At 64.4% G+C, this 12,388-nt stretch carries 14 protein-coding genes and 1 riboswitch; of the genes, 2 read left to right on the plus strand and 12 right to left on the minus strand.

Going from position 1 to position 12,388, the window contains the following annotated elements:
- Positions 1 to 244: 244 nt before the first annotated feature.
- A riboswitch (cyclic di-AMP (ydaO/yuaA leader) is annotated at positions 245 to 418 on the plus strand.
- 123 nt (positions 419 to 541) lie between these two features.
- Positions 542 to 1,249 carry a M23 family metallopeptidase gene (locus tag QN084_RS13255; protein ID WP_259362797.1) on the plus strand — a complete coding sequence of 236 codons (708 nt, stop codon included), beginning with the start codon at positions 542 to 544 and terminating at the stop codon, positions 1,247 to 1,249.
- 37 nt (positions 1,250 to 1,286) lie between these two features.
- Here the strand turns inward: QN084_RS13255 and QN084_RS13260 are convergent, their stop codons facing one another.
- From QN084_RS13260 to QN084_RS13300, 9 genes are all read right to left on the minus strand, one after another.
- Positions 1,287 to 2,717, minus strand: a complete 1,431-nt coding sequence (locus QN084_RS13260) for a TrkH family potassium uptake protein (RefSeq protein WP_069695525.1) — start codon at positions 2,715 to 2,717, stop codon at positions 1,287 to 1,289.
- A gap of 158 nt (positions 2,718 to 2,875) precedes the next feature.
- Positions 2,876 to 3,502, minus strand: coding sequence for a vitamin K epoxide reductase family protein (locus tag QN084_RS13265; protein WP_259363006.1), 627 nt, complete (start codon positions 3,500 to 3,502; stop codon positions 2,876 to 2,878).
- 73 nt (positions 3,503 to 3,575) lie between these two features.
- A complete protein-coding gene (locus tag QN084_RS13270) occupies positions 3,576 to 4,187 on the minus strand; it encodes a TlpA family protein disulfide reductase (protein WP_069695527.1) in 612 nt (203 codons plus the stop codon).
- A 45-nt stretch (positions 4,188 to 4,232) separates the two neighbouring features.
- Positions 4,233 to 4,982 (minus strand): cytochrome c biogenesis CcdA family protein, encoded by a 750-nt coding sequence (locus QN084_RS13275; protein WP_069695528.1) that lies wholly within the window; start codon positions 4,980 to 4,982, stop codon positions 4,233 to 4,235.
- 3 nt (positions 4,983 to 4,985) lie between these two features.
- The gene (lspA, locus tag QN084_RS13280; protein WP_069695529.1) at positions 4,986 to 5,483 is read right to left on the minus strand and encodes a signal peptidase II; all 498 of its coding nucleotides are present in this window, start codon (positions 5,481 to 5,483) and stop codon (positions 4,986 to 4,988) included.
- On the minus strand, positions 5,480 to 5,797 hold the full coding sequence (locus tag QN084_RS13285) for a hypothetical protein (protein WP_069695530.1): 318 nt from the start codon (positions 5,795 to 5,797) through the stop codon (positions 5,480 to 5,482). The genes lspA and QN084_RS13285 overlap by 4 nt, the downstream gene beginning before the upstream one ends.
- Positions 5,794 to 6,189 carry an ArsR/SmtB family transcription factor gene (locus tag QN084_RS13290; RefSeq protein WP_168529806.1) on the minus strand — a complete coding sequence of 132 codons (396 nt, stop codon included), beginning with the start codon at positions 6,187 to 6,189 and terminating at the stop codon, positions 5,794 to 5,796. Before QN084_RS13290 ends, QN084_RS13285 begins: the two co-directional genes overlap by 4 nt.
- Positions 6,190 to 6,261: 72 nt before the next feature.
- Positions 6,262 to 7,500: a ZIP family metal transporter gene (locus QN084_RS13295; protein ID WP_083262028.1), complete on the minus strand. Its 1,239-nt coding sequence runs from the start codon at positions 7,498 to 7,500 to the stop codon at positions 6,262 to 6,264.
- Complete coding sequence (locus QN084_RS13300) at positions 7,497 to 8,624, minus strand: multicopper oxidase domain-containing protein (RefSeq protein ID WP_264398804.1); 1,128 nt, start codon at positions 8,622 to 8,624, stop codon at positions 7,497 to 7,499. The genes QN084_RS13295 and QN084_RS13300 overlap by 4 nt, the downstream gene beginning before the upstream one ends.
- A gap of 82 nt (positions 8,625 to 8,706) precedes the next feature.
- On the opposite strand from QN084_RS13300, the gene QN084_RS13305 reads away from it, so the two are divergent.
- Complete coding sequence (locus QN084_RS13305) at positions 8,707 to 9,381, plus strand: metal-dependent transcriptional regulator (protein WP_069695532.1); 675 nt, start codon at positions 8,707 to 8,709, stop codon at positions 9,379 to 9,381.
- A gap of 238 nt (positions 9,382 to 9,619) precedes the next feature.
- On the opposite strand, the gene QN084_RS13310 is transcribed toward QN084_RS13305, so the two are convergent.
- From QN084_RS13310 to QN084_RS13320, 3 genes are all read right to left on the minus strand, one after another.
- On the minus strand, positions 9,620 to 9,994 hold the full coding sequence (locus QN084_RS13310) for an ArsR/SmtB family transcription factor (protein ID WP_069695551.1): 375 nt from the start codon (positions 9,992 to 9,994) through the stop codon (positions 9,620 to 9,622).
- Positions 9,991 to 11,244, minus strand: a complete 1,254-nt coding sequence (locus tag QN084_RS13315) for an MFS transporter (RefSeq protein WP_069695533.1) — start codon at positions 11,242 to 11,244, stop codon at positions 9,991 to 9,993. Before QN084_RS13315 ends, QN084_RS13310 begins: the two co-directional genes overlap by 4 nt.
- Before the next feature lie 194 nt (positions 11,245 to 11,438).
- Positions 11,439 to 12,311: a F510_1955 family glycosylhydrolase gene (locus tag QN084_RS13320; RefSeq protein WP_069695534.1), complete on the minus strand. Its 873-nt coding sequence runs from the start codon at positions 12,309 to 12,311 to the stop codon at positions 11,439 to 11,441.
- Positions 12,312 to 12,388: the final 77 nt, after the last annotated feature.

Consider the following 12,388-nt stretch of genomic DNA (forward strand, 5'->3'; position numbering starts at 1 on the left):
GGTGGCAGGCCCCAGTACCGGAACCATCCCGAGGCGGGGTTCGTTGACACCATTGGCTGCACATCTGAGGACTGCCCAGATGTTGCTGTGTTCAGGACTGCCGGAAGCAGCACCCCGCCGGGTTCAAGCCCCCGGTGCCGCCCAACGCCGTGTCACGAAATTGTAACGATGACGCTTTGTAGCTACTATTAGTTCAGGTTTTTCTGTACTAAAACCCTTGATGCCGTACGCTCAGCCCCGCCGGCAGCATCAAACGACTATCCCTTTTCACGGCGGGGGTGGAGGACCCACAATCGGCAGCCAGCCTGCCTTGGGGTGAAGCCGCGACGCCGGTGGTCAGATGGCCACCGGGTCAGCGGCCGGGCATTTTCCTTGGCTCGAACCCGACAGCTAACTTCGCAGGCGAACGAAAGGATCCCCTTTGACTTCCTCATCCCCCCATGGCCGGCGCCGAAAACCAACCTCAGGTCCCTTCCCCCGCGCGGCTGCCCCGACGACATCCCGGACTAGGACTTCCCGGACTACGCAGCAGCACCGGGCGGTGCCGGCTGCCGGGCCGGGCGGGAGTCGGCGCAAACAGGTCACCGCTGCCGCCACGCTGAGCGTCGCCGCGATCCTGACGGCCTCACTCACCGCAGCCCACGCCGGCCCAGCCCCCACCGGAACCGGTCCGGCCGTGCAAGCCGCAGCGACAAAAGCTTCCATTGCACCGGTTCAGGCCTCTGCCGGGGCGTCCATCAGCTATGAACGGCCGGCTGTCACCACCGAGCAGGCGCCGGTGCCCGCGCCGGCCAAGGCCCAGGTTGCCGCCGCGGGCACGGCAGCGCCGAAGGCTGTCGCTGCCGCACCCGTTGCTTCCTCTGCCCGGCTCGGCGCGCCGCTGGCCAGCATGTCGGTCGCTTCGCCGTTCGGTATCCGCTCCAGCCCGATCAGCGGCTCCGGGGAGCTCCATACCGGTCTTGACCTCGTGGCAGCGTGTCAGACCGCAGTATTCGCTGCGGGCGCTGGAACGGTCGTGGAGGCCGGTTGGTCCGCTTATGGAGGCGGAAACAGGATTGTGGTGGACCACGGTAACGGCCTGAAGAGTACTTATAACCACTTGGCGTCCATCGAAACCGCTGTCGGGGCGACCGTGACCGCCGGCCAGCGGCTTGCAGCGGCCGGGACCACCGGAGCCTCCACCGGCTGCCACCTGCATTTCGAAGTACTCCTGAACGGTCAGACGGTAAATCCGCAAGGCTGGATCTGACCCGGATGGTGGCACCTCCCACCCTCCAGGGGCGGGGTCAGCCAATGATCGGTCGCTCTTCGGGGTAGTGGTACAGCTGGCTGCGTTGGCGCAGGGCCAGTGCAGCGGCCAGGGTGACGGTGCCAACGCGCCCTGCGAACATCAGAGCCGATAATACGTACACCCCGATTGGCGGCAGTTCGGCACTGAGGTTGGTGCTCAGTCCCACGGTGGCAAAGGCCGAGATCGTCTCGAACAGTACCCGGTCAAGGGAGGCCCCGCTGATCTGCAGGAGCAGAAAGGCGGCGACGGACACAATGGTGGCTCCTGCGACGATCACGGAGATCGCCACCCGCATGGTGCCCTGGGGAATGGTGCGGCCATAGACCTTCACGTCGGCATCGCCGCGGGCTTCGGCCACTATGGCCAGGAACATGACGGCGATGGTGGTCACCTTGATGCCGCCGGCTGTGGAGGCCGACCCGCCGCCGGCGAACATGAGCGCGTCGGTGAGGAGCATCGTGGTGGATTCCATCTGGTTCTGATCCACCAAGTTGAAACCGCCCGAGCGTGTCATGACAGAGGCAAAGAGCGAATGGATGACCTTCTCGCCGGCCTCCAAGGTACCGATGGTCCGAACGTTGTCCCACTCCATGACTGCCCACAGGACCGTACCTGCCGCGAGCAGGATGAGGGAGACCTGGATGGTTAGCTTGGTGTGGAGGTTCCACTTCTTCCAGTTCAGCCCGTTCTGCCGGAGGACCATGACTACCGGGAAGCCCAGGCTGCCGAGGAAAACGCCCAGCATCAGCGGGACCAAGATCCACAGGTCGGTTTCGTAAGGGACGATCCCGTCCGAATGGGGTGTGAACCCTGCGTTGTTGAAAGCTGAGATGGAGTAGAAGACGCCGTGCCACACGGCTTGCCAGAACGGCTCGCCCAGGACCACGAAGCGGGGGATCAGGGCGATGGCCAGCCCCGCTTCGATGACGACCGAGGTCACGATGACGATCCGCAGGAGCGTACCGACTTCACCGAACCTTCCGGCGTTGTTCATGGCTTCCTGGGCGATGAGCTTGCCGCGCACGCCCAGGCGCTTGCTGACCATGAGGGCCAACAGGGACGCGAGCGTCAGCGTGCCCAAACCCCCGACGAAAATGCCCACCAGGATGACCAGCTGCCCGAAGAAGGACCAGTGCGTGGCGGTGGATACTACTGTCAGTCCGGTGACGCAGACGCTGGAGACGGCCGTGAACATGGCCTGATGGAGGGGTGTTTGCTCACCGGTGGCGGAGGACGCCGGCAAGGACAGCAGGCCGGTGAAGAGCAGAATCACCACCACGAAGGCGCTGAAAGCCAACCGGGCAGGGGAGCTGTTGGCGATGTTGTCGATGAGGTCGCGCAGGCCGGTTAGGATCCCCGCTCCCTCGCGGTCCGGTGGGCCGGGCCTCCGGTTGGCGGTCCTGGGCTTTGGCTGGTTCCGGGCCATGGGCATTCCTCGATTGGCGGGGCGATGAAGGTTTGGGGCGGGGCCCGTTGACGCGGCTCTGGTGCACGTCAGAGGTTCCACGTCCGGCACGTCGGGCCGCCCGCGGAGCGAGCCATCCTTGCGGCAGCAGGACTTAGGCCGCGCTCCGGGGGCCCTTTTTAGAAACCGGAGGTGCCAATGAACACGTGAAGGAACGCAAAGAAGATGGTCGCGGCCACGGCCACGTAGAGCAGGGCAGTGATGATCCAGCCGGACTCGCCCACAATCCGCGCGGCCCGTGCGGGGACCTTGATGATTCCGTGGGTGAGGTTTCGGGCCGTGACCCAGACGAAGAGGGGAATCATTGCTGCCCAGACGATCATGCAGAAGGGGCAGAGGATGTGGATCGAGTACAGGGCCTGCGACCATAGCCACACGACAAAGGCAAAACCAAGGGTGACGCCGGCCTGGAGCCCTGCCCAGTACCAGGGCGCGAAGGTGGCGCCGGAGAGCAGTGCCATGCCGGTGGTGATGATGACAGCGAACGCCACGATCCCGATGAACATGTTGGGAAAGCCGAAGACCGAACTCTGCCAGGTCTGCATGACCTGGCCGCAGGAAATCCACGGATTGATGTCGCAGGCGGTTTGGTATCCGGGGTCTTTGAGGACTTCGAGTTTCTCCAAGACCAAGGTGCCGGAGGCCAGCCAGCCGATGACCCCGGTGATGAGCAGGAGCCAGCCAAGGGGCTTGTCGCGGGTGAAGCGGGGGGCCTGTGGCTGCGCGGTGGAACCGGCAGTTTGCATCGTCCCGTTCGGTGGTGGGGTGCTGGTCATGGGGAGGGATTCCTTGAGGTTGGATTCACGGCGGGGTGTCTGTTCAGGATCCGGCCGCGGCGGAGGTGATCAGTGCTTTCAGGGTTCCTTTTTGGGAGACCCCGAGGATCCGGGCACTGACGCGGCCTTCTGTGTCGAGCACGAGGGTGGTGGGTACCGCGCGGGGCGGGACGTACTCGGTCATTGCCAGCAGCACGCCGCCGTCGCTGTCATCAAAACTGGGGTATTGCACGTTGAAGGTCCGTTCGAAGGCTTCTGCGGTTGCGGCGTCGTCGCGGACGTTGACCCCGTAGAACAGCACGCCCTTGTCCTTGAATTCGAGGTGGAGGGCGGCCAGGTCCGGCGCCTCGACCCGGCAGGGTGCGCAGGCTGCGTACCAGAAATTCAGGACCACGACCTTGCCGGCCCAGTCCTGGGCAGAAATCTTCTCGCCGTTGAAGAGCTGGCCTTCCAGGGAGACCCGGGAGCCGCGTGAGGCGGGTGGGTATTCGTTCACGGACCCGTCGCCGGCGATGTAGTTTTTGTCGTCTCCGGCTTTGGCCTGCTCGGCCAGATCATCCTGGCTTGCGCAGCCGGCGAGGGCAAGCAGTGCCCCGCCCAGGCCCAGGATAGTGCGGCGGCGGGGTCCCCGGTGCGCTTGTGGTTGACTGCTCATGAGGTTGTCCTTGCTTTTCGTATCAGAGTTCCGGGGTGGACGTGCCTAGACGGGCATCAGGAACGTTCCGGCGAGGTTTTGCAGTTGGTAGATCCATTGCACCCACAAGCCGGACACCATCAGGACACCGAGGATGATGAGCATGACGGCGCCGCCGATATTCACGGCCCTGATGTGCCTGCGCACCACGAGCAGGGCCTTTGACACCCAGTTCAGGCCCAAGGCCACGAGGACGAAGGGAATGCCCAGGCCAAGGCAGTAGACAAAGGCGAGCAAGGCCCCGCGCCAGGCGCTCCCGGCGGTGACGCTCAGGCTGAGGACGGCGCTGAGCGTCGGCCCCATGCAGGGGGTCCATCCCAGCCCGAAGACGATTCCCAGCAGCGGGGCGCCGGAGAGCCCGTGGCGGCCGGGGATCTGGAATTTCCGGGTCTGTTGGAGCCAGGAAAATCGTCCGAGCAGCACCAGCCCCATGAGGATGACCACGATCCCCAGGCCCCTCATGAGAGGATCCTGCCAACGGATCAACCAGGCCCCGATGGCGCCGAAAGCGGCCCCGTACAGGGTGAACACGGCCCCGAAGCCCAGAATAAACAGTCCAACGCCGGCCAGGACGCGTCGCCTGTTCCGCGGTTGGGCCGGGTCCGTAAGCCCGGAGACGAAGCCCAGGTAGCCCGGAACCAGCGGAAGAATACAGGGGGACAGGAAGGACACCAAGCCCGCCACTGCCGCCAGGGGAAGTGCCAGGACCAGCGCCCCGGAGGTTACCGTCGAGGCAAAGTACTCACCTATGTCCACCGGTCAGCGCCCCTCTTCTTTAGGGGCCAAGGCCGGGGTGCGGATGGAGCCCACCACCAGCAGGCCGACTCCAGCGGTGACGAAGACGTCGGCAATGTTGAAGGTCGGGAACCAACCGGTGTGCAGGTAATCAACGACCCCGGACCCGTCCGTTCGATCCACCAAATTCCCGACGGCGCCGCCGAGCAGGAGGATCGCTCCGGCCCGGGACACCCGGTTGAATCCGGGAGCCGCCCGGTACAGGTAAACGGCCAGCACCGCCACGATCGCTGCCGTCGCTGCGAGGACAATCCACGGGGACAAGGTCGCGCCGAGGCCGAACGCGACACCGGTATTGTACGCCAACCGGACGTTGACTACTCCGAGGTCCCAGAGCTGGCCTTGGCCCATCGTCAGAACCACGGCGGATTTGACCAGCAAGTCACCCAGCGCCAAACCAGCGACCGCCAGTGCCATCAACGCACGCAACGGGAGTAGCGCCTTGGTTTCCTGGTCCCTCATGCCTCCTGACCCGACCCGCGCACAGCCGCCACTAACGACGCCAAAGCCGGCAAGCCTGCCATTTTCCCCGCGGAAGGGTAAACGCGGCAGCTCACGGCTGGAATCGCGACCGCCGGAAACAGGTCATCTCCGGCGGCGATGAACGACGGTGAGCCCTGAAAGCCCAGTTCCTGGGCTTCACGATCAGAGGTGAGGACCCGGACACGGAGACGTGTCACCGGCAGCCCCGCCGCTTCCAGGGCAATGCGAAACAGATTCAGCGCAGGAACAGTGTTCGGACAGCCCTTGATGACGCGCAGTTCATAGTCGGTCATGGCCTAGCCGTTCCTCCAGTGTGAAGCCGCAGCCGGCCGGGCCGGTCGGTTTCGAACCGGCTGGCCAGGGCAGGCGCGCCGCCGCCGGGAGCACAGCAGGTTGGGTCCACTGCCAGGACGACGCCCAGAAGGTCAGTGATCGCGTGGCCCAGCCTGGCATCGGCGAGTTCGTACCGCATCCGCCGCCCGTCCGGGACTGCCACTACCAGGCCGCAGCCGCGAAGGCAGGTCAGGTGGTTGGACATGCTCTGCCGCGATACCGACAGCGCCTCGGCGAGGCTGGAAGGGTATCCCGGCGCTTCGGAGAGTGCCAGCAGGATTCTGGCCCTGGTGGGATCCGAGACCGCGTAGCCGAACCGCGCGAGCACCGGGGCGTGCGTGAGGGTTTCCATGCTCCAAAATTACATTCATCAATGTATCCACGCAATTGTGTACTTTTGTCGGTGAGGCTCAGAGGGCCGCTGTCAGGCCTGAACGAGCAGACCCGTGGCGAACATGATGGCAAGGCCGAGGATGATGCCGGCACTGGCCAGCGGGGTCAGTACCTTGACGGCGTGGTCTTTCATCAGGGGCAGGATCTTGAGGGCGACCTGGGCGACGGCGCCTGCTCCAAGCCCCAGGAGGAAGGCCGAGAGCGCGGGCTGGTTGACGGTGGCCCCGATGAGGGCGCCGGCGATCGCAGGTGCCCCGGCGATCAGACCCAGTACCGCAAGCCGGCCCAGGCGTGCTGGTTCCTTGGCCAGGGGTGTGACGATGGCGAGGCCTTCGGTGGTGTTGTGGATGGCGAAGCCCACAATCAGTGTGGCCCCGAGCGCCAGCGATCCCACGGCGTACGCGGAGCCGATGGCCAGCCCTTCGCCGAGGTTGTGCAGACCGATGCCGATGGCGATGAGCAGGGCCAGCCGACGTGGCGGCAGGGCGGCGGGTTTTCCGATGCTGCTGAGGTCCTGGTGTCGCCGCATCCAGGCATCGGTGCCTTCGAGCACCAGGTACGCGACGAGGGCGCCGAGGAACACCACCAGGGGACCGCCGAACGCGCCGCTCCCGGCGACGAGTTCCATGCCTTCGAGTATGGCGTCGACGGCGAGGAAGGCCAGGAGCCCGACCGTGACACCGAGCAGGAGCCTGATCCAGGCCGCTGAGGAGCGGCGGATGAACGGCATCCACAGCATGCCCAGGGCAACCGGAATGACGCCTACGTAGATGCCCAGCAGGGTCATCAGACCGAAGAACGAGGTGCCGCGTTCGGGGCTAAGGGCTGCTGCATCAACCGTGGCGGGGATTTTGCCGCCGATGGAGGTGACGAGGGCTATCTCGTACGGGTCCCCATCCACCCAGTGGTAGCTGATGGTCAGCGTCGTGGTTTCGAGCGGGGCCATGGTTTCGCGCGTCTGGGTGAAGGCCGCGTAGTAGTCCGAGACGTTCACCTGGGCGATACTGACGGGGTCCGGTCCCTCGTTGCGGGCAGTGACCTGGATCTGGCCGGGCAGGAAGCGGACGTCTTCGACGGCGATCTCTTCCTTGGGCGGGATGCCTTCGGACAGCTTCGCCAACCCGGGGCCGTTCAGTAAGGCGAACACGGCCATCAGGACGACGATAAGGACCAACGGTCCGAGGCCAAGCAACCAGCCAGGCACCGGCGGACGGCGGCCACCGGGAGGCGGGGGCGATACCGTCGTCGTGGTTTGTTCTTCAATGCTCATGCCGGGGTCACCTCGAAGAAGCCCATCCAGCCGAGTTCGGCGAACTCGGTCTTGTGGGCGTGGAACATGAACTTGCCGGGGTAGGGGAAGCGGATTTCCACGATGCCGCGCTGGCCCTGCACCTGGGAAATGGTGTCGGTGAATTCACTGGGCGTCAGCATGGTCCCGGTCGGGTAGTAGTGGAAGAAGTTGCCATGCACGTGGAAGGAGTTGATGGGGTCATACTCAAGCACGTTGATCAGATGGATCCGCACCAACGCGTTCTGTTTGACCTGGACGGGGTAGTCCATGAAATGGAACGGCAGCCCGTTGACCGAGTAGAACTCGTTATCGTCCCCGCCATCGGTGTTGTAGCCGTTCATGACCATGACCATCTCGTCATCGGCCGCCGGCCGTCCCTCTTTGGGTTCGATGATGAATCCGCCGTAGAGGCCCTTGGCGATATGGGGTGCCAGTGGTGACTGGTGGCAGTGGTAGAGGTGGGTGCCGAACGGTGTGGCATCGAACTCGTAGGTGAAACTCTGGCCCGGCGCAATGGATCCGGCGCCGATCCCGGGAGTGCCGTCCATTTCCGCCCGGTGCACACCGTGGAAGTGCATGGTGTGCGGATGCGCGCCGGCGTTGGTGAAGTGGATCCGCAGCAGGTCTCCTTCCCGCGCCCAGAGCGTGGGCCCGGGGATCCGTCCGTTGTAGCTCCACCCCGGGAAGGTCACTCCGGGGGCGATTTCGAAGTCCTTGTCCACGGCCACAATGTCCCATTCCCGCAGTGGCCGCCCGTCCGGCAGGGTGCTGGTCTTCCCCCGGTCGAAGTCCCGCAGGATGGCGGTGGGATCGATCCCGGCCCGGTCGACCGGGACAGATCCGCCAGCGAAGCCGGCGTGGCCGGCATGGCTCATGGAAGTGGCGCCGCCTGCGGAACCACCAGTGGCCGCGGCCGGGCCGCTGGTGGATGCTCGGGGGGTGGTGTTCTGGGCGGGCGTGCCATGACCGGAGTGCGGTCCTGCACCGGTGGCCTGGGCCTCGCGGGGCGCCAGTGACGAAAAGGCCGGCACTGCGGCGAGGGCTGCGGCGCCGGAGATCATCGACCGCCGGCTTAGCAGCTTCTCCAAACTGAATTTCGGCACACCGACTCCTAGATTTCAACGCTGAAAACAATATTGTTCGATAAGCCTAACATTTTGGGTGGCATCAAAGTAGTATGAAGCAATGCTCGTAACCGACCTATCCACCTCCGCCCAGGACTACCTGAAGCTGATTTGGTCCGCCACCGAATGGTCCGCCACCCCAATAACCGTCAGTGCCATGGCCGAGCGCCTGAGGGTGCGGCCTTCCACGGTCTCGGACGGAATTAAGAAGCTGGCTGCGCAGAATCTGGTTACCCACGCCCCCTACGGCGCCATCGAGCTGACCCGGGAAGGCCGGGAACACGCTGTCACCATGGTCCGCAGGCACCGTCTCCTGGAGACCTTCCTTGTCCAGGTTCTCGGGTATGGCTGGGACGAGGTCCACGACGAGGCCGAGACGCTTGAGCATGCTGTCTCGGACAAACTCATCGAGCGCATCGACCAGTGCCTGGGCCATCCCAGGCGAGATCCCCACGGCGACCCAATACCGCCTGCTGATGGGTCCCCGATTCAGACAGCGGGAACACAGCTCTCGGCCACCGCCGCGGGAAGTACGGTTGCGGTCATTCGGATCTCCGACGCCGACCCGGAGATGTTGCGCTTTTTTGCCGAACTCGGGCTCTCACCGGATACCCAATTGTCCATACGGCCGCCGCGGCCCTATACCGACCTGACCACCGTCCGGCTCCACGGACAAGACGAGGACATCGACTTGGGCGCCGCAGCCTCAGAAGCAATATGGGTGGTCCCTGTGTAGGGTGAACCTCGTGATAAGCCTCGACTTCGTCGGGTGGCGACGAACGTGCTGGTGGCCAGACCCAAGAGACAGATCACGGATCCAACATTGGCCCGTCGGTAGGGGCGAAGGCCGCCGGAAACGATGCCTCCCCGACAAAGAATCTGCTGCGCACGCCCCGCCATAGGAATGGGGCCGTCGGGCTGCAAGGTCCGCGCGAATCCGTACGTTGTCAGGGTGTGACGACACGCAGAAGGGTTTAGCCGTGGGCTGGTTCCCCGGTTACCTGATGGTCGGCGTGGTTGATGGTTTCCTGGATAAGTCTGGACAGGTGGCCGTCGTGGAGGGAGTAGATAACGCGCCGGCCATCTTTGCGGGTATCGACGAGTCCGCTCAACCGTAACTTGGACAGGTGCTGGCTGATCACCGTCCGTGGAACAGACGCGGAGTCGACGAGTTCGGTGACGGACTTCGGGCCCTGCGCGAGCTCCCACAGCAGGTGTAGCCGGGTTGGTTCGGCGAGCATCCGCAAGGTGCCGGCGGCGCTCTCAAGCAGCTCCGGCCCGGGCCTGCCGGGGTGGAAAAGCGAGGGCTCGCCAAAGGCGCCGCCTAACGAGCTCGGCTGGCTGCTCAACACTCCACTCCTTCGTTCATGGATTTCAAGGTTCTCATGGCGGTGGGCCGGGGCCAGGACAGGACGGCCCCCACACTGCCCAGTATTGCAAGAATCGTCAATCCCAGTGCAGCCCAGCCCAAGCCGGCGGCCGCTCCGATCCAGCCCGCCAGTGGGTAACTGAGGATGTAGCAGGCATGCGAGAGCGAGAACTGCGCCGTGAAAACATAGGGGCGGTTCTCCTCTGTCGACGCGTCCCGCAGCAACCGCGCGGACGGTGTAAGGATTGTGGAGTTGCTCGCGCCGAGCAGGAACCACAGGGCGAGCAACCACCACCATCCAGCACCCGGGGCGGCCAAGAACGTGACCGTCGTGGCAGCTGCCAAGGCAACCGGGATCAGTGCCGCGCCGCTGAGCATCACCGCCCGATCCCCGAAACGCTCCAGCACGCGTGGTGCCGTCACCGCCACGACCATCGAGCCGACCCCGAAACAGGCCAAAACCAAGGCAAGGTCTGTCTCGGGGCGATGCAGAACGTCCCGGACATAGACGACAGAGTTCACCAAGGCCAGCGAAGTCGGGGCGGCGACCACCATATTCAATGCCAGCAGCGACCGCAGCCGTCGGTTCCGCCAGAAGATTCTGGCACCCAGGGTAGTCCGGTGCCACAAAGAACTGGCCGCCTCCGCGCCGTTCAGAGCCGGCGGGGGAAGAACCGTAAAGGCGACCATCCCGGCGGAGAACATGAACCCGGCAACGGTGCCCAGGAACAGGTTGTTGTAACTGACGACGCTCAGCAGCAGCGCCGCCGCTGCAGGGCTGACCAACGCCTCCATGTCATAAGCGAGCCTGGATAAAGACAAGGCGCGGGTGTAATCACGTTCGCTTCTCAGCACGGCGGGGATCAGCGACTGGAACGCCGGGGTAAACGTCGCCGACGCCGACTGCAACAGGAAAATCACCAGGTAGATCTGCCACGCCTCCGTGATGAACGGCAGGCACAGGGCCATCGCAGCCCGCACCAGATCTGCCCCGATAAGTACCGGCTTCTTCGGTAAACGAGCGACCAGGGCGTTAATGACCGGGGCGAAACCCACGTACGCCAGCATCTTGATCAGCAAAGCCGTGCCCATGATCGCCCCGGCGTTCCGACCGGCAATGTCAAAGGCCAACAGGCCCAACGCAACTGTCAGAAGCCCGGTACCCACCAGCGCCACTACCTGGGCCAAAAACAAACGACGGTACGTCGTATCCTGCAAAACAGACAGCATCGTAAACCCTCAACAAACCAAGTAGTGCATATGTGCGTATATATGCACCTAGAGATACGCTGTTGTGTCATGCTCATCAACCCGAACAGCGGGGCTACGTCATGCCCGCCGGGCCGCCCTGTCTGCCCTTGGACCAATCAGACTGCCCGCACGTCGCGACAGCTGGAGCACTGATTCAAACGTGTCCATGCGCTTCAGGCGGAGGGGCGGAAACTCGTTCCATCCTCGGTGGAAACAACAATTCCGTCCGGCGTGGCAGCCCAGATCCGGGGATTCCCGACCCCGCCTTTGACGGCCGCGATGGCCAGGACTTCACCACCGATGCGCCCCTTTTCGGTCCAAGTGGCTCCTCCGTCGGATGAGTAGTAGACGGTTCCGTCGGGGGCAACGCCTGCCGCCTCGTCCGGGGTGGCGAAAGCGGCGTACTGGATTACCGGGCCGGTCGTGTTCAGTGTCCAGGTGGTTCCGCCGTCGGTGGAGCGTTGGATCCCTTCGGTGGTGGTGCCCAGCACGATGTCGCTGTCGGGATGCCCGGCCAGGACGGCCGGGGCGAAAGCGGCGGCGACGGTTTTCCAGGTTTTCCCGTCGGGGCTGCTGCGCAGTTCCCCGTCGTACGCGACGATGCCTGATTTGGTGGTGGCAATAGCATGGAAATCGGATTCGCCTTGCCGGGAGAGCTTCTCCCAGCGTTGTCCTCCGTCGGTGGATTTGATCAGTCCGAGGGGGTTGGGCAGGTCAGAGCCGGGGCCGGGGTGGCCGGAGGCGTAGAAGATGCCGTCTTTTCCGGCGGTGAAGCCCATCAGGTCGTTGGTGCCACCGATCTTGGGTACCGGCTGCTTGGTCATGTCGAAAAGCCCGTCGTGGGTGGCCAGCAGTACTTGGTCGGTATCACCGTCGACGGTGAGTCCGTGCACGTGGCTGCTGGGCAGGGCTTTGTCGGTCACTTGAATGGATGGTGTGCCGCTCGCCGAAGGGTTTGCCGGGGCGCAAGCAGCCAGGGCAAAGACGAGCAGGGCGCCGGTGACAACGGCTCCGGCGCGGACGGGAGTGAGATTGGAAAGTCGCATGGAAAGCTCCAGTGTTGGGGGAAGGTAGAGGGACGCCGCCGGCCCCGCTGGTCTAAGTGACGGGACCGGCGGATCAG

Origin of the sequence: Paenarthrobacter sp. R1, from assembly GCF_030264015.1 — a bacterium.
Taxonomy (GTDB): domain Bacteria; phylum Actinomycetota; class Actinomycetes; order Actinomycetales; family Micrococcaceae; genus Arthrobacter; species Arthrobacter ureafaciens.

Bases quoted from the DNA above. Each gene is read 5' to 3' on its own strand.
- QN084_RS13260 (WP_069695525.1), bottom strand. From the start codon at position 2,717: ATGGCCCGGAACCAGCCAAAGCCCAGGACCGCCAACCGGAGGCCCGGC.
- QN084_RS13265 (WP_259363006.1), bottom strand. From the start codon at position 3,502: ATGCAAACTGCCGGTTCCACCGCGCAGCCACAGGCCCCCCGCTTCACC.
- QN084_RS13270 (WP_069695527.1), bottom strand. From the start codon at position 4,187: ATGAGCAGTCAACCACAAGCGCACCGGGGACCCCGCCGCCGCACTATC.
- lspA (WP_069695529.1), bottom strand. From the start codon at position 5,483: ATGAGGGACCAGGAAACCAAGGCGCTACTCCCGTTGCGTGCGTTGATG.
- QN084_RS13285 (WP_069695530.1), bottom strand. From the start codon at position 5,797: ATGACCGACTATGAACTGCGCGTCATCAAGGGCTGTCCGAACACTGTT.
- QN084_RS13290 (WP_168529806.1), bottom strand. From the start codon at position 6,189: ATGGAAACCCTCACGCACGCCCCGGTGCTCGCGCGGTTCGGCTACGCG.
- QN084_RS13295 (WP_083262028.1), bottom strand. From the start codon at position 7,500: ATGAGCATTGAAGAACAAACCACGACGACGGTATCGCCCCCGCCTCCC.
- QN084_RS13305 (WP_069695532.1), top strand. From the start codon at position 8,707: ATGCTCGTAACCGACCTATCCACCTCCGCCCAGGACTACCTGAAGCTG.
- QN084_RS13315 (WP_069695533.1), bottom strand. From the start codon at position 11,244: ATGCTGTCTGTTTTGCAGGATACGACGTACCGTCGTTTGTTTTTGGCC.
- QN084_RS13320 (WP_069695534.1), bottom strand. From the start codon at position 12,311: ATGCGACTTTCCAATCTCACTCCCGTCCGCGCCGGAGCCGTTGTCACC.